We start from the raw sequence: 26,604 nt of genomic DNA, 5'->3' as shown, positions 1-26,604 counted from the left end.
CATTGCGCATGTACTCACTTTAAATTTACCGATCACTCATATTTAAAATGAATAATTTTTGATTTTAATGAGTGATTCGTAAGCTTTAATCTAGCCGAAATATAGAATAAGCAGTATCATAACAGCCTCTCTCTAAGTCACATTGCGGTAAGGTGCGAAGACTTACCCGTGGAGCCAAAATCAACATGTTTATCGTGGCCGGTGCACAAGCACATTCTACTTTCAAAAAAACGCAACTATTATCACGACTATCGTCTTTTAGTGCCGTTCAATCTATAGAAAGCCAATGGGTTTATCTGTTCGATCAATCGCTCAACGAGCAAGAAACAAATGCAGCACAACGCTTACTCAATGATGGTATGAGTTTTAAGCTGTCAGAACCTACACACGATGAAATTCAAATTCTTGTAACCCCTCGAGTAGGCACCATTTCTCCATGGTCTTCAAAAGCGACTGATATTTTTAAAAACTGTAATACACCTATCCATCGAATAGAACGTGGAATTTTGTATACACTCAAAGGTGTGTCATCGATCAGCCAAGACATTAAATTGGCGCTTCATGATCGTATGACTGAACATGTTTTTGATCATATTGATGATGCAAAAGCTTTATTTACAGACACACCACCAAAACCGTTAAATACGATTGATATTTTAAACCAAGGTAAAGTGGCCTTGGTTGAAGCAAATCAAAATTTTGGGTTTGCCTTATCAGATGAAGAAATTGATTACTTAGTTGAAGCATTTACCCAATTACAACGTAATCCAAATGACATTGAACTGATGATGTTTGCACAAGCAAACTCTGAGCATTGCCGTCATAAAATTTTTAATGCACAGTGGACGATTGATGGTGAAGAACAGCCACTATCATTGTTTAAAATGATTAAAAATACCTATAAAGAATCACCAGACAATGTGTTATCTGCATATAAAGACAATGCATCGGTCATGGTTGGACATGACACCGTACGTTTTTATCCAAAGCAAGATGAAAATGGTCATTATGCATATAAATATAAAAATCAAGCTGCTCATATTTTAATGAAAGTGGAAACACACAACCATCCAACTGCAATCTCGCCATTTGCAGGTGCAGCTACAGGTTCAGGTGGTGAAATTCGTGATGAAGGTGCAACAGGCCGTGGTGGAAAACCAAAAGCGGGCTTAACAGGTTTTACCGTATCTAACTTGAATATTCCTGGTTTTGAGCAACCATGGGAAGTTAAATATGGTAAGCCATCACGTATGGCATCACCACTACAAATTATGATTGAAGGCCCACTTGGTGGAGCGGCATTTAATAACGAATTCGGTCGTCCGAACTTAAACGGTTATTTCCGTACCTTTGAACAAGAAGTACATGGCGAAGTCAAAGGCTTTCATAAGCCAATTATGCTTGCAGGTGGTTACGGTAATATTCGTCCTGATCATGTTGAAAAAGATCCAATTCAACCTGGTGATTTACTGATTGTACTCGGTGGCCCTGCCATGCTAATTGGCTTGGGCGGTGGTGCGGCTTCATCGGTAGACAGCGGTACAATGGGTGAAAGTTTAGACTTTGCATCAGTACAACGAGAAAATCCAGAAATGGAACGCCGTTGCCAAGAGGTGATTGATACATGCTGGCGTTTAGAAAATGAAAATCCAATTGTATCGGTACATGATGTCGGTGCAGGTGGTGTGTCTAATGCCATGCCTGAATTGGTCAATGATCATGAGCTAGGTGCAGTACTCAACTTACGTAAAATTCCATCGCTAGAGACGGGTATGTCTCCAATGGAAATTTGGTCAAATGAAGCACAAGAGCGTTATGTGTTGGCCATTCGTCCAGAAAGTTTGGCTCAATTTGAAGCAATCTGTGAGCGTGAACGCTGCCCGTTTGCGGTATTGGGCGAGGCGACTGAAGCACGTCACTTAACGGTAGAAGATCCATTATTTGAAAATAATGCAGTAGATATGCCAATGCAAGTATTGCTCGGTGGCACGCCACGTATGCAACGCTCGTATGACAGTATGCCACGTCAGGGTACAGCATTTGATACCACAAAAATTGATCTAAAAGATGCCATTTTCCGTGTTTTAAAAAATCCAACCGTAGCATCTAAGTCATTCTTAATTACCATTGGTGACCGTTCAATTACGGGTATGGTTGCACGAGATCAAATGGTTGGTCGTTGGCAAGTTCCTGTGGCAGATGCTGCGGTAACCACCACCAGTTTACAAGGTTATATGGGTGAAGCAATGGCCTTGGGTGAACGTCCACCTGTTGCATTGCTTAACCCTGCAGCATCTGCACGTCTAGCTGTGGCTGAAGCACTGACCAATATTGCTTCTGCAGATATTGCCAAGTTGAGTGATGTTAAGCTTTCAGCAAACTGGATGGCGGCAGCAGGTCAAGCAGGTGAAGATCAAGCATTGTTCGAAGCAGTGAAAACCATTGGTATGGAAATTTGTCCTGCATTGGGCATTGCAATACCTGTAGGTAAAGACTCGTTATCTATGCGTACGACATGGCAAGATGATGGGGTAGATAAATCAGTCACTTCACCAATGTCTTTAGTGATCACAGCATTTGCTCCTGTATCTGATGTACGTAAAACACTTACGCCTGAATTAAAAGCATTTGAAGATAGCGTGTTAGTGCGGATCGATTTGTCAAAAGGACAACATCGTATTGGTGCATCTATTTTGGCACAAGTGTATAAGGCACTTGGTACCACTGCACCAGACGTAGATAGCTTTGATGATGTCAAAGCGTTCTTTGCTTTAATCCAAGATTGGAATCAGCGTGGCTTGATTCATGCCTACCATGATATTGGTGATGGTGGTTTATTAGCGACTGTCAGTGAAATGATGTTTGCATCACGTCTTGGTGTACAGCTAGAGCAACAAAGCATTGAAAGTTTATTTGCTGAAGAAGTTGGCGCTGTAGTGCAATTGACACAAGCAGATTGGACAACATTGCAAGAAGAAATTGCAAATAGCCCATTAAAAGATGCAGTCTCTTTGATGGGTACAGTGAATTCAACAGATCAACTGACTGTCAATGATTTAACCTTAAGCCGTACCGAACTACAGCAGGCATGGTCTGAAGTATCGCATCAAATTCAACGCTTACGTGACAACTCAGATACTGCAGATCAAGAGTATGCACTCATTGCCGATGAAAAACATAAAGGTTTAATTGCTAAACCAACATTTGATTTAAATGAAGAAGTAGAAGCACCTTATTTAAATCTACGTCGTCCAAATATGGCTATTTTGCGTGAACAGGGTGTAAATGGTCATGTGGAAATGGCAGCTGCTTTCGATAAAGTCGGTTTCAAAAGTATTGATGTGCATATGAGTGATTTATTGGCCGGTCGCGTGAGCCTAGAAGATTTTGAAGGTCTAGTGGCATGTGGTGGCTTTTCATATGGTGATGTGTTGGGTGCAGGCGGTGGCTGGGCAAAGTCGGTCTTGTTTAACGAAAAATTACGTGACCAATTTGAACGTTTCTTTACTCGTCAAGAAACGTTTAGCTTGGGTATTTGTAATGGTTGCCAAATGTTATCGCAACTTGCACCACTTATTCCGGGTGCAGAAGCATGGCCACGTTTCCACCGCAATACAAGTGAAGTCTTTGAAGCGCGTAGCGTAAACGTGACCGTTGAAAAATCAAACTCGGTCTTGTTACAAGATATGCATGGTTCGATTTTACCGATTGCCGTTGCGCATGGGGAAGGTCGTGTTGTAACCAATGCTGACCATTTGACCGAACTCAACCGTAATGATCAAGTGATTTTACGCTATGTAGACAGTCATGGACAGCCGACACAACATTATCCAATGAACCCAAATGGTTCGCCAGAAGCGATTGCAGGGGTTACGTCTAACGATGGTCGTGCCACGATTATGATGCCTCATCCAGAGCGTAATTTCCGTGCTATTCAACATTCTTGGGCACCTGAGTCTTGGGATCAAGATGGTGCATGGCTACGTATGTTCCGTAATGCTCGCAAATTTGTAAACTAAACCTAAATGCAATAAAAAAGCACGTTTAAACGTGCTTTTTTATTTTTGATTCCATGAATTATAAAAAAGGAATTTGAGTCAATTTATTTAAAAAATGTGGAACAATATTAGGCTCAACTAAAATGGTAACGACTACACCGTAAGCAGCTCCCCACAAGTGAGCACTGTGATTGGTATTGTTATGATTTCTTTTACCTGCCCAAATGCTGTAGCCAATATACAATAATGCAAAAATAATGGCAGGCACAGGAATAATGAAAACCAGTATGAGACTCCATGGTTTAAACAAAATATAAGAAAATAAAACCGCAGATACAGCACCAGATGCACCAAGAGAGGCCCATTGAAAATCATTTTTATGTTTTAAATAACTAGGTAAAATTGCAATGATTAATGCGCCTAAATAAAAAAATACAAAACCCATGTTGAATAAGTATTGGCGATAGAAAACTTCAATAACACGACCAAAGAAATACAAGGTAATCATGTTAAATAAAAGATGCATACCATCTGCATGTACAAAACCGTGTGTGATAAATCGGTCAAATTGCCCTTTTTGTATGGCTGGCGGCCAAAAAATAAGCCGATTCATGACTTTTTGATTAGACAAAGCAATCAATGAAATCACTACAGTAATAATAATAATGGTAATACTATGAGAAAAAGGTAAATTTAGCATAATATAATTCATGATTTTGATAGGTGTTTATGATGACACAAAATCATGAAGATGGAAAAATATATAAAACACAAAAAATGACAGCTTGAATTTTATCTATTCAACACGATTTAAGTTAAGATAGCGTATTGATGTTGAGGAAAATGGATATGTCTACACAAAATGTCAGCACTGCAGATGCAGAAAATCAAGAAATTCCTAACTTACTTATTACGCCATCAGCACAAGAGTATTTAGGGGAATTATTGGCGAAACAAGATACACCCGGTATTGGTGTAAGAGTATTTGTTGAACATGCAGGAACACCTCGTGCTGAGTGTTGTATGGCATACAGTGCACCAGATGAAGTGCTCACGTCAGATTATAAACAGGATTATGCCGATTTTCCTGCCTATGTTGATGCGCCGTCTATTCCGTATCTAAAAGATGCAGTTATTGACTATAACAAAGACCGCTTTGGTGGCCAGCTCACGTTTAGAGCACCAAACTCTAAAGTTCCGCGTGTAGGTGCTGATGCATCTATGGAAGAACGTATTACTTACATCTTACAGTCAGAAATTAATCCGGGGCTTGCAAGTCATGGCGGAAACTGTAGTTTAGTGACTGTAACTGAAGATGAACAACATGGATTAACTGCGGTACTTAAATTTGGTGGAGGTTGCCAAGGCTGTTCAGCAATTGATGTAACACTTAAACAAGGTGTAGAGACCACACTAAAAGAGTATATTCCAGAGTTGCAACGTGTAATTGATGAAACAGATCATAGCCAAGCCGAAGGTGCTTACTATAAATAACTCAAATAGAAATTAAAGCGTGCTTCAAAGCACGCTTTTTTATATTTTTTTGAGTAGGTCTAATGTGCTTGGGGTGTAGTAAAAATCGTGTAACTGTTGCCTTAAACGTATTTTAAAAGAGCCATCATGAATGAACTGTTGCAATATTTGTCCTAAATGTTGTTCTAACAGTTGGCTGACCTGTTCGGGTGTTTTACCTAATGCATGTAAAACATCTAAAACACTTTTGTTTTCATGATCTAGATACCATGCAGTGAGTCCTTGTTGGAGATGTTGCGCAAAAAAAGGACTGTGTCTAAAGTGATCTAAAAACTGATGTAAAAGCGGTATGGTATGTGGTAAATCATTGGCATCAATGTAATGCTGTAGATGTGACAGAGGTGTGTTTTTTAACTGATGCCACATCTGTACATGTAGCTCATAGACGTTGTCATTGCTGAGTTGTTGATTTAGTGTTTTTTCGGCCAACATGGCTAATTTAGAAACATTTTTTTCTAAGTATTGTTGTATTGCATGAGATAAATTAAGGTCTGTAACATTTTCGAGTACAGATTTACCTATTTTCATAAAGCGACTAACATGGCTAGAGTTATTGTTTAAATGATTTTGAAAGTAATCATGTAATACCTGTTGAATGAGTTGTGTAGCGATATTAACAAATGCAGGATGTTTAGTGATATGCGCAATTAAATATTGACGTTGTGTACTTTTACTGGCTGTATATTGAGCCAAGTCATCAACATGCAAAGGATGAACAATGTCTGCAATTGTTGTGGTCTGATTGAGAGGGTGTTTTAAGGCCTCACTTAAACGTATACCTAAATGTTTGAGTGTGTTTTGAGGGATATCAGTATCAATAAATAGATGGCGTAAAGTAGATTGTAATTGGTCTAAAGACACAAGATTTTGAACGGATTGGGTTCCTAACCATTGGCATAATATACAAACCTCTTGCTGTAAATAGGTTGTATCAAGGAATTGCTGTTCTAGAAAAATAATATGTTGTTCAATCAGTTGCTCAATGAGTGGGTGAGTTGGCATGGAATCTGTCATCTGAGCCTTGATTTTAGCGTAAATTTTCACAAAATTATAACGTGATTTAAGTGCTATATGTCATATTTCTCATATACTTAAATCGATTTTTTTTACAGATGTTCGACCTTTGCTTGGTGGAGATCATTTTTGTCAATGACAAGAATGATTTTGAATCATAAAATACGTAGTATAAATTACATTATAGGATAGGGTTATGTTGAGTTCACAAGAAGCTTTAGAACGTTTAAAACAAGGAAATCAACGCTTTGTGAATGGTGAGTCATCGATTCCTAGTCTTATTTCACAAGAACAGCGTTCTTCATTGACTGCAGATCAAAACCCATTTGCAATTGTATTGGGCTGTTCGGATTCTCGTGTACCTGCTGAAATTGTATTTGATCAGGGCTTAGGTGATTTATTTGTTATTCGTGTAGCAGGAAATATTGTTGCACCGTCACAAGTAGGCAGTGTTGAGTTTGCTGCTGCAAGCTATGACTGTGCTGTAGTGGTGGTGTTAGGTCATAGCCACTGTGGTGCTGTGAAAGCAACGATTGAAACTTTACGTAACCCAGATCATGGTACATCAAATAATTTAATGTCGATTGTGAGTCGTGTACGTCCTTCAGTAGAAATTCTGATGCAAACTGAACTAAAAGACGATTTAGATAAACTCTGTGAACATGCTATTCGTTCAAATGTATTTGCATCAGTGAATCAATTACGTCATGGTTCTGCGGTGTTAGAACAATTAATTGAACAAGGAAAATTAAAAGTTGTAGGTGCTGAGTATTCACTTGAAACAGGTCAAGTTGAATTTTTTGATTTTTAATCAAACAACCGTTGTGTACTTTTAAATCTGTTCAACAAAGGCGCTTTATAAAGCGCCTTTTACATAGGGCAGTGCATTGTTGAGTAGTATTTTTTGTGCTTTTTCATTTGGATGAATCAGGTCTGACTGCATGAGTTGATTATGACCTGCCACACCTTCTAAAAAGAAAGGAATCAAGGGTAATTTATACTTTTGACTCATGATAGTGTAGTTTTGCTCAAATGCTCTTGTATAAGCACTGCCGTAATTAGGTGGTATTTTCATGCCAAATAACACAGTTTTGCTTCCACTTTGTTGGGCAAGCTGAATCATTTTTTCTAAGTTACGTTGAATGGTTTGAGGGGGTTGTCCTCTTAGTCCATCATTGCCTCCAAGTTCAAGAAGCATCACGTCAGGTTTGTATTGTTGTAACAGTTTTGGGAGTCTAGCCAGTGCCCCTGTCGTTGTTTCACCACTGACGCTTGCATTAATGACCTGATGTTTTTTAGGCGCTTGCTGGTCGAGATTTTGCTGTAATAGGTGAACCCAACCTTTGTTGACATCAATCCCATAGCCTGCGCTGAGACTGTCTCCCACAACTAAAATTTTTGCAGCCATCACTTGCTGTAATGGCAATAAAACAACAAAACTCATGAAACTGGTGACGCTAAGTTGTTTAATATAACGTGTTGCCTTCAGCATGCGTAGGTCATCCTTTAAAGTCAGTCAATAGGTAAATCATGGCACAAGTTATCATTTCAGCACAGCATCTATCACATAAAATTAAACGAGATCATCAAGATGTTACATTGTTACGTTCAATCAATGTAGATATTTTACAAGGTGAGCAAGTTGCGATTACAGGTCGTTCGGGTTCAGGTAAGTCCACTTTGTTGGGTATTTTGGCAACCCTTGATCAAGCCAGTGAAGGTGAATTGTGGGTTTGTGGTGAGGCAGCACACGCATTAAATGAAGAGCAACGAGCAGGTCTTCGTCAAAAAACTATTGGCTTTGTCTTTCAATCATTTCAATTGTTACCTCATTTGACGGCACTTGAAAATGTAATGTTGCCATTACGTTTAAAGGCACATTTTAACTATACTCAAGCAGAAGCGAAGGCCATACAATTGCTTGATCAGGTAGGATTGTTAAAGCAAAAAGACCAAACACCAAAAGTACTTTCGGGAGGCGAGCAACAACGTGTAGCAATTGCACGCGCCTTGGTTACATCACCTCAAATTATTTTTGCAGATGAACCTACAGGGAATTTAGATGAACATACCGCAAAAGACATTGAAAAGCTGTTATTTGATTTAAACAAAGATTTGGGCGTGACATTGGTATTAGTGACTCATCATTTAGAATTAGCAAAGCGTTGCCAAAAACACTATGTATTGCACGAAGGAGAATTGAAACCTTTTCAACGTGAGGTCTTTGCATGAATCATTTGATTAAACCATTATTACAACAAAGTTTTCGTAGCCAAAGTAGTTGGTTATTGATGGTTGCATTAAGTTTGGCGATTTGCGCAACTACAGCATTAAATTTAGCCAGCGATCAAGTGAAACGTGCCATTAATTTGCAAGCAGCAGATTTACTTGCAGCAGATGTAGTGCTGAATAGTAATCAACCTCTTGATCAAAAATATCGTGAAGAAGCTACTGCACAAGGCTTAACACAATCTCAAGTCACTGTATTTAGTACAATGGCCAGTACAGATCATCAGTTTGTAATGGTATTAGTCAAAGCAATAGAGCCAAATTTCCCGCTGAGAGGTACATTGGTTGTCGAGCCTCACACACAAAAAACAGTACCTAAAGGTGATGTATGGTTAAGCCCAAGAGCGCAAGATTTGCTTGGGGTAAAACTTGGCGATACAGTGAATATTGCCGATGCACAATTACGCTTTAGTGCGATCATTGAAAAAGACAGTAATCAAGAAACAGGTTTTAGTGCATTTTCACCTTTAGTATTAATGAATCAAGATGATGTGAATGCAACACAGGCCATTCAGCAAGGCAGTCGAATTGACTATCGATTGCTGTTATCATCATCGCAAAATGCACCTTTAACACGTTATCAGCAGTGGTTTGATGCGCAGCAACAAAAAATGACGGTTGACCATGCAAATGAAGTGGGCGTAGTCAAATTAAAAGATGCTAAAAATAGCAATACACGACTTCTTAAACCCATTGAAAATTTAGAGAAATTTTTACAACTCAGTAACCTTTTAACTGTATTACTTTGTGGTTTAGCCATTGCATTAAGTACACAACGTTATGTACAACAAAACCAAGATTATATTGCTTTAATGCGCTGTTTGGGTGCGAGTAAAAAAGACTTACTGATTGCTTTTTTTAGTCTGATGGCATTAGTGATGTTTTGTTCTGCTTGGGTAGGTAGTGCATTAGGAATTGGTTTAGGTTATGGGTTGTTGCAATTAATGTTGCAATTTATTCCCCAAGTAAATATCGATATTGCATGGGGCAGTGTATTGTTAGAAGCGATCCCTATTGCATTTTTAACCAGTGGTCTGGTTCTTTTAGGTTTTGTTTTTCCTAAGATATATCAGCTTTTAACAACGCCTCCAATTAAAGTTTTACGTGCTATTTCACAGTTGAATATATACTCAATGATCACTGTATGCACAGGTTTTTTAAGTCTTGCCATTTTAGGGGTGATTTTAACCCAAAGCGTAGGTTTAACGGTGCAGGTGCTCTTAGGTATGGGGGGACTTGCTGTCGTCATGTATGGATTATTATGGTTGTTATTTAAAGGTATTAAACAATTAAAAAATACGTGGTCGACTTATGTAAGAACAGCGCAGTACAGTGCATTGCAGGTGACTGCATTGTCTTTAGGTTTAAGTTTGATTGCTGTATTAATTGTATTGCGTACTGACGTTTTATCTCGCTGGCAAGCAGAATTGCCAAACAATACACCAAACCAATTTGTATATGGCTTACCCCCAACAGATGAGCCTGATTTTTTACAGGATTTGCAAAAAAAAGGTTGGTCACATACAACACTGTATCCAAATATTCGTGGTCGATTGATTGCTAAAAATGGACAAGGTTTTTCTGAACAAGAAACACGTAGCAATGAAAGTTTACAACGAGAGCTAAATTTAACACAGGCACAGCAATATCCTTCAGACAATAAAATTCTGCAAGGCGATTTGGCCTTTAAAGGGGTGCAAGAGGTTTCTGTAGAACAAGAAGTGGCAAAAAAACTCAATATTCAGATAGGTGACCAATTAACTTTTAGTTTACCTGAAGGGCAGATCAACGCCAAAGTCATTAATGTACGCTCGGTACAGTGGCAAAGTTTTAACCCAAACTTCTATTTTATTTTTTCGCCAAACACATTTGATCGTAATGCGGGCAGCTATTTAGGCAGTTTTTTTGTTCCTACAGTAGAGAAGTCACAGCTATTACCATTGATTCAGCATTATAACACCACAGTATTTATTGATATTAGTTTGATTTTAGATCAAGTCAAACAACTCATGAGTGTGATGGTAAAAATCATGACAGTATTAGCACTACTTGTTGCTTTATCTGGATTTTTAGTGCTGATGGCATGCATTAATATTTTAATTGATGAGCGTAAAAAAGAAGTGGCTTTGTGGCGCGCCTTTGGGAGTACCAAAGCCAATATTCGGCGTATGATGACCATCGAATTTGCATGTATTGGGTTCACTTCAGGGCTGACAGCTTGCTTGTTTGCTGAGTTGATTGGTTTTATTGCAAGTCGCCAAATTGGACTGAGTCCTCAACTACACCTTGAACTTTGGTTGATTTTACCTGTGATTATGACCGTATTATGTGCAGTCATTGGGCGCTATCGATTAAATTATCTATCGAATATTGCACCTTTACAAAGCTTAAGGCAAATCGATTGATGGACACGAACAAAGCATGGTGGTTTATCCTGTCACCATGCTTTGGGTTGTATGGTGTATGTTGAATGACATGGGGTGCTAAATAAACGAAGTCATCATCACTATGTACATAAAATACCTTTATAACAGTGCATGTTTTGAGAGTGTTTGCCACAAATCAATCACGGTTTGACTATACTGAATACAGTAAAAGTAGAGACCAAAACATAGAGCGAAAGCCACAGTAAAACCGCATAAATGAGCACTATATCGATTTATTTTTTGTTGTGTAAAATACCATACGAGAGTAAGCACTGCACCCATTGCAAAACCAGCCATGTGAGCTGTATTGTTAATATTAGGTGTAAAAATACCTATGGCTAAATTAAGTAGCATAAGGGTAATTAATGATCTTTTACTTAAAACAAACGGATAAGATGCGTGTTGTGGTAAATATGCCAATATGGTGAGTGCACCACCAAGTCCCATAACAGATCCTGATGCACCTGCACTGATATGCGGTAACAGATTGCTTGAAAATTGCTGTGTTGTAATGGCAATGTGGCTGTTATATATGCTGATAACATCGGTCATTAAATTGCCAAAAATACCTGAGGAAAAATAAATAAGCCCAAAATAGACACGGCCATAAATTTGTTCAGCAATTTGTCCAAACACATACAATGCCCACATATTTAAAGCCAAATGTATAAATCCGAAGTGAAAAAAAAGAGCCGTAAACAGACGTTTTGGATCTGAAAGTAATGTTAAAGGAGGGTAGTCTGCGCCCCATTGAATTGCATCAAAAAAGGTGGGTTCTGAACTGTCTACACCATGGCTAATTTGATATAAATACAACAAAACATTGATCAGAATGAGTAAAGCGCTGAGCCACCATAAATGAACGTTAATTTTGCTACGGTAAAATAAAGGTTGTTGCATTTTTAATTACTGTATTTTGCTAATATCGAATATGATCAGCTTAACAGAACAGGCTCTGAGGAGAAAGTTGGATTGATCAAGGTCATATTGTCACGTTTTATTTTTATGGTATTGACGTTGTTTTTATTGGTACAAATATGGATTATTTGTAGTTTATATTGGTGGAAAAGTCATCCTGTAGAAACTACCATGTTTATGCGTATTGCATTATTGCAAAATAGTGAACTTAACCTTCAACATCAATGGATCAGTGACGAACAGATGGGTACTGCCATTAAAAAAGCAGTGATTGCATCAGAAGATGGTAAATTTATTCAGCATCATGGTTTTGATTGGAATGGTGTACACAGTGCATTGGCTAGAAATGAAAAAAATGGCGAGGTCGTGGCTGGTGGTTCAACGATTACTCAACAGTTGTCGAAAAATCTCTTTTTATATAATCAACGTAGTTACATTCGAAAAGCACAAGAAGCAATCATTACTGTCATGATGGAGCAAATATGGTCTAAACAGCGTATTTTAGAAGTGTATTTAAATTCGGTAGAGTTTGGCAACGGTATTTATGGTATTGAAGCGGCCTCACAGCACTATTTTAATTGTAGTAGTCGGCATTTAACCCAACGTCAGGCCATATTTTTAGCTGCATTATTGCCGAACCCTAAGTATTATCAAAGGCACAAAAATGATGCTAAATTTCTGTTTAGGCAAAGATTTATTACTAAGTATATAGGTTCAAGTCAGATTCCGTAAAATAAAGATGAAGTTTGAATGTGTTTTAAGCATTATTTTATCAAATTGCCATAAATATCATTCATAATATGACATAAATTAAAAAAGGCTTAAGATGGAAGGCTGTATGAGCACTGAAGAAAATGTATTAACGACTGGTCAGCAAATCAATGCGATTGCACCAGATTATGCATATAATGCACGTTATATTAATCGCGAGCTGTCTATTTTAGATTTTCACTTGAGAGTATTAGAGCAAGCGGTTGATCCATCGCATCCGTTACTTGAGCGTTTAAATTTTCTACTTATTTTTTCTCGTAATTTAGACGAATTTTTTGAAATTCGTGTTGCAGGTGTGATGGAAGAGCTCACATTGGGTAATGAAAGCCATACGCCCGATGGCCTCACGCCAAAACAGGTTTTAGATCAAATTTCTAAAACAGCACATGAGGCTGTTGAACGCCAATATCGTATTTTAAACCAAGAAATCTTACCTAAGCTTGCACATGAAGACATTTGCTTTTTACGCCGTGGTGAGCTTACGCCTGCTCAATCGGTGTGGATTAAAAAATATTTCCAAGAACAAGTTGCACCTGTACTTACGCCTATTAGTTTAGATCCTGCACATCCATTTCCTCGTTTAGTGAATAAAAGCTTGAATTTTATTGTTACCTTAGATGGTAAAGATGCTTTTGGTCGCCAAATTGATTTGGCAGTTGTGCCTGCACCACGTTCATTGCCTCGTGTTGTTCGATTGCCTGACGAGCTTACAGATGGTAAAGAACATCATGTGATGCTTTCAGCGATTATCCATGAACATGTATCTGATCTGTTTCCAGGCATGACAGCAACAGGCTCATATCAGTTTAGGGTAACACGTAATGCAGATTTAGAGCTGAATGAAGATGTAGAAGATCTTGCCATTGCACTAAAAGGGGAGCTGAGTTCAAGACGTTTTGGTCGTGCAGTACGTTTAGAAGTGACTCAAGGTTGTCCAAAACATATTTATGAATATTTGCTCAATGAGTTTGAACTTTCCTTTGATCAGTTATATAAAGTTGATGGCCCTGTAAATCTAGCACGTTTGGTATCGAATTTTAAACGTCCGCATTTAAAATATGACTCTTTTACACCAGCAATACCCAAAATTTTAAAGAAATCAGAAAGTATTTTTGCGGCAATGAAAAAGCAAGATATTTTACTCCATCATCCATTTGAATCATTTGCACCTGTAATTACGTTATTACGTGAGTCTGCAAGAGATCCTAAAGTGTTAGCAATTAAGCAAACATTGTACCGTAGTGGTCCAGATTCAGAAATTGTGCAAGTGCTTGCAGAGGCTGCTCGAAATGGCAAAGAAGTCACAGCAGTGATTGAATTGCGTGCACGTTTTGACGAAGAGTCGAACATCGCGGTTGCCAATTTATTGCAAGAGGCAGGTGCTGTGGTGGTATATGGCATTGTTGGCTATAAAACACATGCAAAAATGATTTTAGTTGTACGCCGTGAAAATAATAAATTGGTTCGTTATGCACATTTAGGTACAGGAAATTACCATGCAGGTAATGCTCGTATGTATACAGACTATGGCTTGCTGACGACAGGTAAAGAATTATGTGAAGATGTACATCGTATTTTTCAAGAACTTACAGGAATGGGGAAAATGGCAAAGTTGAAAAAACTTTACCATGCACCATTTACGTTACATAGCCACTTACTTACTTGCATCGATGATGAAATTACGCATGCTCGAGCAGGTAAAGAAGCTCACATTATTATTAAAGTGAATGCACTCACTGAGGTGCAATTGATTAATAAATTATATGAAGCATCAAGTGCAGGTGTGAAAATTGATCTGATTATTCGCTCAATTTGCTGTTTACGTCCGGGTTTACCAGGCTTATCTGATAATATTAAAGTACGTTCTATCGTTGGTCGTTTTTTAGAACATACACGTGTGTTTTATTTTAGTAATTTAGGACAAGCACGTATTTATTGTTCAAGTGCAGACTGGATGAATCGTAATTTATTTAACCGAGTTGAGGCTTGCTTTCCTGTTGAAGATCCTGCATTGCGTAAAGTCATCTATCAGCAAGGGTTTATTAATTATCTAAAAGATAATCAGCGTGCTTGGGAATTAAAAGGCGATGGTTCTTGGGTACATGTTGTGAAAAAAGAAGATGAAGTGGCTCATAATTCACAAGAAATTTTGCTTGAATACTACCGTTAATCTTAAAGGGTAGGTGAATAGATCAGAAAAGCTCATATTTCATCTACCCTATGGGCAACAGATCAAATCTTCGTGTTTTTAATTACTGCACGTTTATTTATTCTATGATTAAATGCGTGTTGTTGTTTTTTTATTTATGCTCAGATTAAAGGAAATATCATGCGCGCGTATAACTTCTGTGCAGGCCCAGCTGCATTGCCTACTGCTGTTTTAGAAAAAGCACAGCGTGAACTGTTAAATTGGCAGGGTACAGGTGTTTCTATTATGGAAATGAGCCATCGTAGTAAAGACTATGTGGCTGTTGCCGAAAAAGCAGAAGCAAATTTACGCCAACTGTTAAATATCCCTAAAAATTATAAAGTCTTGTTTTTACAAGGTGGAGCAACTTTACAATTTTCAGCCATTCCGTTAAATTTTTTTGGCAAAAATGCCAAAGCTGACTATATCAAAACGGGCATTTGGTCAGAAAAAGCCATTAAAGAAGCCAAGCGTTATGGTGAAGTGAATGTAGTTGATGCGATTGCTGAAATCGATGGAAAAATGGCGATTCTTCCAACAGAATCTTGGCCTCTTTCGACAGATGCAAGTTATGTACACTACTGCGAAAACGAAACGATTGGTGGTTTACAATTTAAAACGATTCCTCAAACAACAGCACCACTTGTTGCAGATTTATCATCAAGCATTTTATCTGCCCCGATTGATGTTTCTCAGTTTGGTTTAATTTATGCGGGCGCACAGAAAAATATTGGTCCTGCTGGATTAACAATTGTCATTGTACGAGATGATTTATTAGATCAAGCAAAACCTGAAATTCCATCTTTGCTTAAATATGCCAACCAAGCAGCGAATGAGTCTATGCTAAATACACCCGCAACGTACTCTTGGTACTTGGCGGGTCTAGTATTTGAGTGGTTGTTAGAGCAAGGTGGAGTTGATGCAATTTATCAGCAAAATTTAGCCAAAGCAAAATATCTATATGACTATATTGATCAAAGCGATTTTTATAATAACCCAATTGCCCCAGCACATAGATCACTTATGAATGTACCATTTACATTGGTCAATGAGAGTTTAGAGGCTTTATTTTTACAGCAGGCCGAAGAGCATCATCTATTAAATCTTGCAGGACATCGCTCAGTTGGTGGTATGCGCGCAAGTATTTATAATGCAGTACCTTTAGAGGCTGTACAGGCATTAGTTGAATTTATGGACAAGTTTGCACAAGCACACCGTTAAGTATGCTGTGATTATGCCACGTTTTTATGATGTATTTTAAATCGTAAAAACGTGGTGCAATAGAAATGCAATTAAAAATACACCCAATAAAAAGAAGCAGATCGCACCTGCATCTATTTTTAGCTTTGTTTGGGCTCTTTGTTCTGTGAGTGTTGTCATTTGTTCGGGCATCATTTTCATTCAGCAATTCCAAGTCATACAATTATTATTATATGTTCATGATTTTTACTTTATTGTAGAATAAATATTGGCCAGAATCCATACGTTGCCCCGAATATATTGACCAATTTGGTAGTCTTGGTCACTCAAATGTTGTGTAGCAATACGAATTAGGGTTGCTTCAGCATGATCTTCAAGCAGTATGGTCACATCATATAATGTGTACGTCTGCTCTTGAAAAGTCGTTGTGCTTTTACCAACAATTTGACCTTGAAACCATGCTTCATCTTCTTGGCCTAAATTCTCTCCATGTAAATAGGCAACCATTTTAGAAAAATCAACTTTTAATGGAGCTTTATCTTCTTCAGTTTTTGGTTCCCAAGCATCAATTTGTTCTTGTAGATTATCTGGAGCAACGCCCTGATTTGCTTCTAAAATCGCATTAAGTGCGCGGTGATGTTGAATAGATGCAGGGTCATCGACCACAATGTGTTCATTTTTATCTACAATTTCTAGTTCATATGACCATGCAGAAAGTGCTACAGCATATTTTTGATCTGCTTGATATTGATTTTTATTGACACTATATAAACTGTCAAACGCATACAATGTAGAGTTATTAATGTTTAGAGATAAAACGGCTTGACTCTCTGATTGAGAGCAGATGATTCGGTCAATTGTTGCAGTTGTTTTATACGGACTAGAAAAAGTTGGAAACGCTGTTTTGACAGCACGAGGCTGATTATTTTCCACAGCGATGACTTGAGCCGATTGAATAACACTTTTTTTAGGGCCGAGAATAAGCCACGTTGAAGGGTCGATCTCTGATTCTTGTTGGCATAATCCCATCGGCATATCTGGTTGGTCTAGTGCTTGACCAAGCCATTGAGGTACCGTTTGTGTTGGGTTTTCAGTAAGAAGACTCCAGTGTTCGACATGACTACCAAAGTGTTGGTCTTCGATGGCAATAATTTCTGGTTTATTGTTTTGCATATTTAAGACTTCATACATTGATCTTATGTCCTTTTATCGTGTAGATGAATGGCTTTTTCAAGTCTATTTGTGAATATTTGCATAAAGTATTGTGATTTGCCTTATTAATCGGTCTTTTTTTATACATTTTATGGCAGTTAGCGCATCAAAATTTAAAGCAAATACATTGTCGCTTACGTTGTTTGTTACAATGTTGGCTTGTTTACCTTTAAGATGATGATGTGTGCTGAATTTTAAATTATGGGTCGATGCAGATGCATTACCTCGAATCTACAGAGAAATTATTTTTAGAGCGTCTGATCGTTACCAACTTGAGGTCATTTTCGTGGCGAATCAAGCATTAGGAATTGCGCCATCTGTACGAATAAAATCTCTACAGGTGATGAGTGGTGCAGATCAAGCAGATAAGGAAATTGTGGCACAAATGACGATGCACGACATTGTGATTACACAAGATATTCCTTTGGCGGCTGAAGTTATTGAAAAAGGTGGGGTTGCGATTCATCCTCGTGGTGAAATTTATACGGTAGCGAATATTAAAGCACGTTTGCACTTGAGAGATTATATGGACACGTTGCGGGGTGCAGGCGTTCAAACCGGTGGGCCAAAACCTTTAAGTGAAAAAGATAAACGTGAGTTTTCAAGTGCATTAGACCAAACCATTTTACGCCAAAAACGTAAAGTTAAATCGGTATAATTTTTTCGTCACTTCTGCGATACAGTTGCTTACCATTTGCGCCTGTTTTGCGGTTTAAATTTTAGAAAAATCAATATACTATCGCTCATACCATACTTGTGCACTGTTATTTTATAAAAATTGGAATAAAATCTTATGTTCAAACCTATTTCATTGTATATCGGTCTAAGGTATACCCGTGCTAGACGTAGTAATCATTTCATCTCGTTTATTGCCTTAGCATCTATGATTGGTTTAACGCTGGGTGTTGCAGTACTGATTACCGTGTTATCTGTCATGAATGGATTTGATCGTGAGTTAAAAACACGTGTGCTTGGCATGGTTCCACAAGCTACCGTATCTTCAGGTCAAATTATTACTGACTGGCCAAAACTTGCAGAAGATATTTCTAAACATAAACATGTGACAGGGGTTGCTCCTTTTACTCAGCTACAGGGAATGTTGACTGCACAAGGACAAGTCTCTGGTTTGATGGTATCTGGTATTGAACCGACATATGAAAAAAATGTCTCTATTATTCAAAATCATATGGTTGCAGGTAGTATCGATGTTTTAAAAAAAGGTGAGTTTGGTATTGTACTTGGAAAGCAACTGACAGATGCATTAGGTTTAAGTTTAAATGATAGCGTCACGTTGGTTTTACCAGAAGCTACACCATCACCTGCAGGGGTAGTACCTCGTTTTAAACGTTTTAAAATTGTTGGTATTTTTAGCATAGGTGCTGAGGTTGATTCTAGTATGGGGTATATCAATTTATATGATGCCTCAACATTGTTACGACTACCTGATGGAGCACAAGGTATTCGTATGAAGTTAGATAATTTATTTTTAGCTCCTCAAGTGAGTCAAGAGATTTTACATGATCTGCCGATGGGTTTTTATGCTTCGGATTGGACATATACGCACGGTAACTTATTTAGTGCCATACAAATGGAAAAAGCGATGGTGAGTTTGTTGCTATTTTTAATTGTTTTGGTTGCGGCTTTTAATATTGTTTCATCATTGGTCATGGTTGTTACAGATAAAAAATCCGACATTGCAATTTTGCGTACATTAGGTGCATCACCTGCAACAATTACACGCATTTTTATGGTACAAGGCACAATTATTGGTGTGGTTGGAACGTTAGCTGGTGCAATTATTGGTGTAGTTTTAGCTACAAGTGTGAGTCAAATTGTAGATTGGCTCAATACACGCCTTGGTTGGCATTTATTTGATGCATATTTTATTAACTATTTACCATCATATTTGAAATGGCAAGATGTTGTTTTAATTGTATCTGTGTCTTTTATATTAAGTTTTTTGGCCACCATTTACCCTGCTTTACGTGCAGCAAAAGTACAGCCTGCGGAGGCATTACGTTATGAGTAGTGTAGTTTTAGAAGCAAAAAATGTCATTAAAACATTTAATGAAGGTAAAAATAGTGTTCATGTGTTGAAAGAACTATCTTTACAAGTACATGCAGGTGAATTTGTTGCGATTGTTGGGGCAAGTGGGTCAGGAAAAAGTACGTTACTACATGTGTTGGGTGGGTTAGATTTACCCACATCAGGTGAAGTTCAACTCAACGGTTCACGTTTTGATGCATTAAACGAAACACAGCGAGGTCATTTACGAAACCAATACTTGGGTTTTGTCTATCAATTTCATCATTTGTTACCTGAATTTACGGCACTAGAAAATGTAGCGATGCCCTTAATGCTTAGAAATGGCACACGTTTTGCTCAGGTAAAATCAGAAGCACATTTTTTATTAGAAAGGGTAGGGTTGTCTCATCGCTTAACCCATAAGCCCGGTGAATTGTCGGGTGGGGAACGCCAACGCGTAGCTTTAGCACGAGCATTGGTTACCAAACCTAAAGTGATGTTAGCAGATGAACCGACTGGAAATTTAGACCGTAAAACAGCGACCAGTATTTTTGAGTTGCTTAATGAATTACGTCATGAACTTGATATGGCAATGTTAATCGTTACGCATGATGAAGCACTTGCACAATCAGCAGATCGTATTTTACATATGGAAGATGGGTATTGGGTGAAAGCATAGGTGCGATAATGTCTGATTGAATAGCGACTTGACACGTTAATCAAACATTCAGCTCATAGAGTGAGCCTACGAATTATAATTATATGTTATATATTGTATTTTTAGCATGGATTTTAGGGCATGCCTTTGTTGGGGAAAATAGCGATGCTTTTTTAGCACCAATACAGCTTATTTACTTGTTTGTGATGGGCTTGTGTGTATATGGTATTGCTGTTTTTTTTAAGAAAATTCATGTTTTGAAATATGGGCTTGCACGTAGTATTTTTTACGTTAGCACGTTTATTGTCGCTATGTGGCATGCTCAGTATTCACTCAGCATACAGTTAAAAGACCGTGTGCTCATTGCACAAGACACACGTGTTTTAATTTATGTTAAACACATAGATGAATTAAATGCTCAAAGTATACAACAGCGTATGCTTGTTTTTAATCCTACATTAAAGACCACTGCTGTGTGGGATGCTACATTACCTAAAAAGAAATTTTCAAAAAATCCCTTTCGTTTGGGTCATTATTATTGGGTGAAAGGTAAGGTATATCCCGTTCATGGTTATGCTGTTCCATATGCTTTTGAGCAAGAAAAGTGGGCATTGCAACAAGGAGTCATGGGGAAGCTACATGTTGAATCATTTGAAGAGGCTAGTCTTTTTCAATTAAAATCAGAGATGCTGTATCGCCATTTTTTTATTCAGCAACAACAACTTTGGCCACGATTTTTATTATTTCTACAACATAAAAGGCTAGAATATCGCCACTTTATTGCTCAACAGCACTTTACACATGCAGGCCTCATGTTGGCTTTATTGAGTGCAGATGAGAGTTTAATTTCACCAGAAACCAAGCAATTATTTCAATATTTAGGAATTCAACATTTATTGGCAATTTCAGGGCCACATGTTTTAGTTTTTGCTATGCTATTGTCCATCTTTTGTCATTACATAATCATATGGTTATGTCCAAGTTTATACCTTAAATGGCCTAAAATATATGTGTTATCTATCCCATTATTATTGGGTACTTTATTGTATAGTGGGTTTGTTGGTTTTGAAATTCCTGCGTTAAGAACATTAACAACAGTCATACTATTTAGCATATTTTCATTTTTTAAATATCGTATCTCTGCCTCTCTTTTAACATTACTAAGTGCCAGTATATTTTTGCTTATTGAGCCATTAAGTGTATTATCCGCTGCATTTTGGTTGTCTTATACTGCTTGTTTTGTACTTCTTTTTATTTATGAAAAATTTGAGACGCTAGAGCATGTATCAATCATTCAACGTTTCAAGCATTTGATCTATCATTTTTTCTATTCACAGTTATATATCTTTTTGGCTTTAACACCCATCACATTATGGTTTTTTCATCAAATGTCTTGGTTAGCTCCATTGGGAAATGCAGTCGCTATTCCATTGATTGGTATTTTAATTGTACCTTTAAATATTTTTTCTGCTTGTATTTATGGGTTGAGCCCAACACTGAGTTTATGGTTTTTTGGGGTTGTTGATCATTTTGTATCTGTTTTAATTTTTATGTTGTCGTACCTACAATCTTTTGGGATTCAACCACAATATTATGCATTAACAGGGTGGAAAATTTTAATTTTAGTGGTAATTGTCTTGTTACTTTTATTACCTAAAGGTGTGCTGCCAAGATGGTACATAGTACCGTGCATCATTGCATTATATTTACCGACGAAACAAAACACTCCTTTTTTACTGAGCATTTTAGATGTAGGACAAGGACAAGCAGTGTTTGTGAATACATCACAACAAAGAATGATGATTGATACAGGTGGACATATTAATGAATCATCTTTTAGTTTAGCAAAGGCACTATTAATCCCATTTTTAATGAAACAAGGAGTATCTGAGCTAGATCAAGTACTACTAACACATTTAGATGTAGATCATAGTGGTGCATTTGAGCAATTACAACAACATATGAAGATAAACATGCTTCGCAGTAATCAACGTCCTGATCATTTAAATTCTCATACTGCGTTTTCTTATTGCCATGCAGGGCAAAGAGATATTTTTAATGATTTAACTATAGATATTTTATGGCCTCTAGTGCAAAATTTAGTAGACGCTGAAAAAATGAGCAATGAGTATTCTTGTGTGGTTTATTTGACGTATCAGCCCAAACAAGGTAGGCCTAAGCATATTCTCATTATGGGTGATACGAGTGAATTCGCTGAACGTGATTTAATGATCAAATATCCAAACCTAGCGGTAGACGTTTTAGTTTTGGGTCATCATGGTAGTAAATATAGTTCGTCTTTGTCGTTTTTACGACATTATCAACCCAAAATGGCGATTGCATCAGCAGGTTATATGAATCGTTATGGCCATCCACATGTTGAAGTTCAAGCGCGTTTAAAGCAATTGAATATTCCACTTATGGTGACTCGTGATACAGGAACAATTGATTTAACCATTAATGATCAGGGTATATTAACGACAGATGTATACCGAAAACATAAACTTTGGTTAGTGCGGTAGTTGAGGGTCGGATCGGACTTGCTTTACTTTTTCTAAAGCTTCTTGTGATGAAATGTCATAAATATTATGTAAATCAGGATGTGCCTTAAAACGTTTATAGCTCCAGTGGTAATGTTCTGGATGCGTTTGAATTAATCTTTCAATGTGTTGATGAATAATTTGCGTACCTTTATTGTCGCTACACTGATAAATTTGTTCAGGCATAGCTTGAATATAAAGGTCAAATCCTGCATTGTCGTTACGAATGGCATAGAGAAAAAGTGCAGTGGCTTCGGTTTTTTGAATCAGTTTAGCCGTTAAGTGGCTTGATGCAAGAGGAACACCAAAGTAATCTACCATTGCACCACCTAAATGTGGTGTGTGATCAGGTAGTATGACTGTGGTTCCACCGCGTTTGAGTGCCTTATAAACCTGTCGAATACCACTTTCATCCGTCGGAACAAGTGTTGCATTTTCACGGCTACGTGCACGCCGTACAAAAATATCGGCATCTTTATTTTTGATGGGTTTATACATGATGGTCATTTGGGTATATTGAGCACACCATGCGTTCATAATTTCCCACGTACCAAAATGTGGCACAATCAAAATGATGCCTTTTTGTTGAGCAAGCGCATTTTGAAAAAGAGATTTTCCTTCTACCTGATGAATACGCTGAATATTTTTTTCCTGACTTGAGCCCCAAATATTAAAAAATTCAAAATATGAGGTGAGTTCATTTTGAATAGATTTTTTTACAATCGCTTGTCGTTCTTGTGCTGTATATTCAGGCAATGCAATATTGATATTTAAAGTGGTTACTTGTGCCGCTTTTACAAGTGGTGTACGGTATGTAATCGAGGCAAGCAAACGTGCAAAAATACGTGTCAATTGCAGTGGTTGTTTGCTTATAAAATTTAGCATACGATACATCGTAGATTGCATGTTTGGGCGAGTATTAGGCATGGAATGGCGTAAGCACAAGAGTGTCTTTTTTTAAGTGGTGTGGATTATAGTGGAAAATATTGAATTTAGACAATATTTGTGCGCTGAGAGTATATAATAAAATAACTTTTAATGATTTGGATGCAACGTATGTCTGATTGGCCACCAAAACCAAACAACCCGGCACCTCAAGATGTTAACCAAAATAAAAGCAAGGAATGGAAACTGTTAGAAGAAGTTGTTTTATCCTCTATACAAGAACAGCGCCGTGCAAGGCGTTGGGGTATTTTCTTTAAAATTCTATCATTTGTGATCACATTACTTGTACTACTTGGTTTATTTAGAGGATGTTCTGTTAATCCGACTGATTCGGAAAAAGCATCTAGTGTGAGTCATTTGGCCGTTGTAGATATTAATGGTACGATTAGCTCCAATAGTAAAGATGTAAATAGTCAAGATACGATTAAAGCATTACGACAAGCATTTGAAGCAAAAAACAGTAAAGCGATTGCATTAAATATTAACTCACCGGGTGGTTCACCTGTAGAGTCAGATAATATTTGGCAAGAAGTGAGATATTTGGAACAAAAATATCCTAATAAGAAAGTATATGCTGTGATTGGTGATATGGGTGCATCGGGCGCATATTATATTGCATCGGCAGCCAATGAAATTTGGGTAAACCCTTCAAGTTTGGTCGGTTCAATTGGTGTTATTATGCCAAATTATGGTGTCAGTGGGTTGGCACAAAAATTGGGTGTTGAAGACCGTACGATGACATCTGGTGAAAATAAAGATATTTTAAGCATGACTAAGCCGATTAATCATCTTCAAAGAGAGCATATTCAATCGGTTCTAGATAATGTGCATGAGCATTTTATTCAAGCAGTGAAGCAGGGTCGGGGAGAGCGTTTGAAAAATGCAGACCCAAAAATATTTTCTGGATTATTTTGGACGGGTGAGCAAGCCATTCATTTGGGTCTAGCCGATCAGGCAGGTAATATTACCACATTGATGCGTAAACTTGATTTGAGTAAAACAGTAAATTACACTGTAGAATACAGCCCATTAGAATCAGTTTTTGGAAAGATGGGTACTAAAATTGGAGAAGGCTTTAGTGAGTCTGTAGAGCAACATTTAGGCACTCAGCAAGAACTAAAATTAAACTAGAAATAAAAAAAGCGCATCTATTTGATGCGCTTTTTTTATGCTGTTTCGTATATTTGAATGGGATGATTTAAAGGTTGTTTTTTGAGTTGAACATGTTCTTTAGGGTGGTATATAAGGTCTTTATTACAAAACCACTCTACGACCATAGGATAAATGATATGTTCTAGTTGATGCACACGGCGAGCTAAACTGTCTTGGGTATCGTTTTTTTGAACGTCCAAAACTCCTTGTGCTAAGGATTGCCCTGAGTCTAGTTGTGCTGTAACAAAATGAACAGTACAACCATGTTGTGTATCACCTGCCTCAATGACTTTAGCATGAGTATGCATCCCTTTATGTTTAGGCAATAATGAGGGATGAATGTTTAACATTTTCCCCTCCCATTGCATCACAAATTCAGGGCTTAATATTCGCATAAATCCTGCAAGTACCACTAAATCAGCTTGCCATTCGAGCAACTGAGCCTGTATTTCTTGATCAAACTCAGCGCGATGAACATAGTCTGAATGTTCAATGACGCGAGTTGGAATACCCGCTGCTTGTGCGCGTTGCAATGCATAAGCAGAAGGCTTGTTCGAGAGGACACCAACGATCTGACCTGACAGATTTGCATCAATCAAAGCCTGTAAGTTACTGCCGTGTCCTGAAACCAGTACAGCAATTTTCATTATTTAAAAATCACACGAATTTTTTCATCTGCGCCTTCAATAGAGGCAGCATCTTCTTGAATATATCCAAGTGCCCATGCTTTTTCACCTTGAGCCGTAAGAATATCAATCGTTTTGTCTGCATCATTTTGATCGACAACAATCACCATACCTACACCACAGTTGAAAGTGCGATACATTTCGAATTGTTCAACGTTACCTTCTGATTGTAACAGTTGAAACAATGCTGGCCATTGCCAAGATGATTCATTGACCACTGCTTGTGCACCATTAGGTAAGACGCGAGGTAGATTACCCGGTAGACCGCCCCCTGTAATATGTGCCATTGCGTGTACTTGTACTTGTTTACAGAGTTCTAGTACAGGTTTAACATAGATACGTGTAGGTTCCATGACGACATCAGACAGTGTGCGACCATCTATTTGTTGCGTAAGATCAACATTTTTTACATCTAAAATCTTACGTAGTAATGAGTAACCGTTAGAGTGAGCACCAGATGAAGCGACAGCAATCAGCACATCGCCAGCTTTGACTTGGCGACCATCAATAATTTTACTTTCTTCAACAACACCGACTGAAAAGCCAGCTAGATCGTAATCTTCGCCTTCATACATACCCGGCATTTCGGCAGTTTCACCACCAACCAATGCACAGCCTGCTAATTCGCAGCCTTTACCAATGCCAGTAACCACATCTGCAGCTACATCAACATTCAAATGACCTGTTGCATAATAGTCTAAGAAAAATAAAGGTTCAGCACCACAAACCAATAAATCATTGACGCACATTGCAACAAGATCTTGTCCAATGGTGTCGTGTTTATTTAGATTGAGTGCAAGACGTAATTTTGTACCTACGCCATCTGTACCTGAAACTAAAATTGGTGATTCGTAACCTTTAGGTATTTTGCATAGTGCACCAAAACCGCCAAGACCCCCCATCACTTCTGGGCGAGTAGTACGTTTTGCGACTGATTTTATGCGACTGACGAGGGCATCACCTGCCTCAATGTCTACGCCTGCATCTTTATAACTTAAACTGGTGTTTGGATTAGAAGTCGAGTTGCTCATGTATAGAAGTCTCCGCT

Annotated in this window: 22 protein-coding genes; 13 read left to right on the top strand and 9 right to left on the bottom strand. The window is 37.9% G+C overall.

The features are described from left to right. Positions 1-185 precede the first annotated feature (185 nt). Positions 186-4,019, top strand: coding sequence for a phosphoribosylformylglycinamidine synthase (purL, locus tag I2F17_RS02535; RefSeq protein WP_211139016.1), 3,834 nt, complete (start codon positions 186-188; stop codon positions 4,017-4,019). A 58-nt stretch (positions 4,020-4,077) separates the two neighbouring features. Here the strand turns inward: purL and I2F17_RS02530 are convergent, their stop codons facing one another. Continuing rightward, entirely contained in the window at positions 4,078-4,698 is a 621-nt protein-coding gene (locus tag I2F17_RS02530) for a rhomboid family intramembrane serine protease (RefSeq protein ID WP_211139015.1), read from the bottom strand. A gap of 149 nt (positions 4,699-4,847) precedes the next feature. Here I2F17_RS02530 and nfuA point away from each other — a divergent pair, with 149 nt between their 5' ends. Continuing rightward, positions 4,848-5,492 carry a Fe-S biogenesis protein NfuA gene (nfuA, locus tag I2F17_RS02525; RefSeq protein WP_196421997.1) on the top strand — a complete coding sequence of 215 codons (645 nt, stop codon included), beginning with the start codon at positions 4,848-4,850 and terminating at the stop codon, positions 5,490-5,492. Between the two features lie 39 nt (positions 5,493-5,531). Here nfuA and I2F17_RS02520 read toward each other — a convergent pair whose 3' ends face one another. Further along, positions 5,532-6,533: a hypothetical protein gene (locus tag I2F17_RS02520; protein ID WP_211139014.1), complete on the bottom strand. Its 1,002-nt coding sequence runs from the start codon at positions 6,531-6,533 to the stop codon at positions 5,532-5,534. A gap of 208 nt (positions 6,534-6,741) precedes the next feature. Here I2F17_RS02520 and I2F17_RS02515 point away from each other — a divergent pair, with 208 nt between their 5' ends. Continuing rightward, positions 6,742-7,356 carry a carbonic anhydrase gene (locus I2F17_RS02515; protein WP_196421999.1) on the top strand — a complete coding sequence of 205 codons (615 nt, stop codon included), beginning with the start codon at positions 6,742-6,744 and terminating at the stop codon, positions 7,354-7,356. Between the two features lie 45 nt (positions 7,357-7,401). Here I2F17_RS02515 and I2F17_RS02510 read toward each other — a convergent pair whose 3' ends face one another. Beyond that, a complete protein-coding gene (locus I2F17_RS02510; RefSeq protein WP_196422018.1) occupies positions 7,402-7,989 on the bottom strand; it encodes an arylesterase in 588 nt (195 codons plus the stop codon). An 86-nt stretch (positions 7,990-8,075) separates the two neighbouring features. Here I2F17_RS02510 and I2F17_RS02505 point away from each other — a divergent pair, with 86 nt between their 5' ends. Beyond that, entirely contained in the window at positions 8,076-8,777 is a 702-nt protein-coding gene (locus I2F17_RS02505) for an ABC transporter ATP-binding protein (RefSeq protein ID WP_196422000.1), read from the top strand. After that, entirely contained in the window at positions 8,774-11,239 is a 2,466-nt protein-coding gene (locus I2F17_RS02500) for an ABC transporter permease (RefSeq protein ID WP_196422001.1), read from the top strand. Before I2F17_RS02505 ends, I2F17_RS02500 begins: the two co-directional genes overlap by 4 nt. Before the next feature lie 120 nt (positions 11,240-11,359). On the opposite strand, the gene I2F17_RS02495 is transcribed toward I2F17_RS02500, so the two are convergent. After that, positions 11,360-12,160 carry a rhomboid family intramembrane serine protease gene (locus I2F17_RS02495; protein ID WP_196422002.1) on the bottom strand — a complete coding sequence of 267 codons (801 nt, stop codon included), beginning with the start codon at positions 12,158-12,160 and terminating at the stop codon, positions 11,360-11,362. 75 nt (positions 12,161-12,235) lie between these two features. Between I2F17_RS02495 and mtgA the strand changes: the two genes are divergently transcribed. The 3 genes from mtgA (at position 12,236) to serC (ending at position 16,358) form a co-directional block, all read left to right on the top strand. Next, the gene (gene mtgA, locus I2F17_RS02490) at positions 12,236-12,910 is read left to right on the top strand and encodes a monofunctional biosynthetic peptidoglycan transglycosylase (protein ID WP_211139048.1); all 675 of its coding nucleotides are present in this window, start codon (positions 12,236-12,238) and stop codon (positions 12,908-12,910) included. 106 nt (positions 12,911-13,016) lie between these two features. Beyond that, the gene (gene ppk1, locus I2F17_RS02485; RefSeq protein ID WP_196422003.1) at positions 13,017-15,119 is read left to right on the top strand and encodes a polyphosphate kinase 1; all 2,103 of its coding nucleotides are present in this window, start codon (positions 13,017-13,019) and stop codon (positions 15,117-15,119) included. 159 nt (positions 15,120-15,278) lie between these two features. Continuing rightward, a complete protein-coding gene (serC, locus tag I2F17_RS02480; protein WP_211139013.1) occupies positions 15,279-16,358 on the top strand; it encodes a 3-phosphoserine/phosphohydroxythreonine transaminase in 1,080 nt (359 codons plus the stop codon). Between the two features lie 36 nt (positions 16,359-16,394). Here the strand turns inward: serC and I2F17_RS02475 are convergent, their stop codons facing one another. Beyond that, a complete protein-coding gene (locus I2F17_RS02475) occupies positions 16,395-16,538 on the bottom strand; it encodes a hypothetical protein (protein WP_196422005.1) in 144 nt (47 codons plus the stop codon). A 45-nt stretch (positions 16,539-16,583) separates the two neighbouring features. Continuing rightward, a complete protein-coding gene (locus I2F17_RS02470) occupies positions 16,584-17,528 on the bottom strand; it encodes a hypothetical protein (RefSeq protein WP_407926540.1) in 945 nt (314 codons plus the stop codon). A gap of 205 nt (positions 17,529-17,733) precedes the next feature. On the opposite strand from I2F17_RS02470, the gene I2F17_RS02465 reads away from it, so the two are divergent. The 4 genes from I2F17_RS02465 to I2F17_RS02450 all read left to right on the top strand — a co-directional run bounded on the left by I2F17_RS02465 (position 17,734) and on the right by I2F17_RS02450 (position 22,755). After that, complete coding sequence (locus tag I2F17_RS02465) at positions 17,734-18,207, top strand: YaiI/YqxD family protein (RefSeq protein WP_196422006.1); 474 nt, start codon at positions 17,734-17,736, stop codon at positions 18,205-18,207. A 135-nt stretch (positions 18,208-18,342) separates the two neighbouring features. Further along, positions 18,343-19,578, top strand: a complete 1,236-nt coding sequence (locus I2F17_RS02460) for a lipoprotein-releasing ABC transporter permease subunit (RefSeq protein WP_196422007.1) — start codon at positions 18,343-18,345, stop codon at positions 19,576-19,578. Beyond that, positions 19,571-20,254 carry a lipoprotein-releasing ABC transporter ATP-binding protein LolD gene (gene lolD, locus I2F17_RS02455; RefSeq protein ID WP_211139012.1) on the top strand — a complete coding sequence of 228 codons (684 nt, stop codon included), beginning with the start codon at positions 19,571-19,573 and terminating at the stop codon, positions 20,252-20,254. Before I2F17_RS02460 ends, lolD begins: the two co-directional genes overlap by 8 nt. A gap of 83 nt (positions 20,255-20,337) precedes the next feature. Next, the gene (locus tag I2F17_RS02450; RefSeq protein WP_211139011.1) at positions 20,338-22,755 is read left to right on the top strand and encodes a DNA internalization-related competence protein ComEC/Rec2; all 2,418 of its coding nucleotides are present in this window, start codon (positions 20,338-20,340) and stop codon (positions 22,753-22,755) included. On the opposite strand, the gene I2F17_RS02445 is transcribed toward I2F17_RS02450, so the two are convergent. Next, a complete protein-coding gene (locus I2F17_RS02445) occupies positions 22,744-23,700 on the bottom strand; it encodes a lysophospholipid acyltransferase family protein (protein ID WP_211139010.1) in 957 nt (318 codons plus the stop codon). The genes I2F17_RS02450 and I2F17_RS02445 overlap by 12 nt on opposite strands. A 129-nt stretch (positions 23,701-23,829) precedes the next feature. Between I2F17_RS02445 and sppA the strand changes: the two genes are divergently transcribed. Beyond that, the gene (gene sppA / locus I2F17_RS02440; protein WP_211139009.1) at positions 23,830-24,849 is read left to right on the top strand and encodes a signal peptide peptidase SppA; all 1,020 of its coding nucleotides are present in this window, start codon (positions 23,830-23,832) and stop codon (positions 24,847-24,849) included. 35 nt (positions 24,850-24,884) lie between these two features. On the opposite strand, the gene purN is transcribed toward sppA, so the two are convergent. Beyond that, positions 24,885-25,520 carry a phosphoribosylglycinamide formyltransferase gene (gene purN, locus I2F17_RS02435; RefSeq protein WP_196422021.1) on the bottom strand — a complete coding sequence of 212 codons (636 nt, stop codon included), beginning with the start codon at positions 25,518-25,520 and terminating at the stop codon, positions 24,885-24,887. Then, positions 25,517-26,587 (bottom strand): phosphoribosylformylglycinamidine cyclo-ligase, encoded by a 1,071-nt coding sequence (gene purM / locus I2F17_RS02430; RefSeq protein WP_196422012.1) that lies wholly within the window; start codon positions 26,585-26,587, stop codon positions 25,517-25,519. Before purM ends, purN begins: the two co-directional genes overlap by 4 nt. Between the last annotated feature and the right edge of the window lie 17 nt (positions 26,588-26,604).

It is taken from the genome of Acinetobacter baretiae (genome assembly GCF_015627105.1).
Classification (GTDB): Bacteria; Pseudomonadota; Gammaproteobacteria; order Pseudomonadales; family Moraxellaceae; genus Acinetobacter; species Acinetobacter baretiae.
This window is presented reverse-complemented; position numbering and strand designations above follow the sequence as displayed.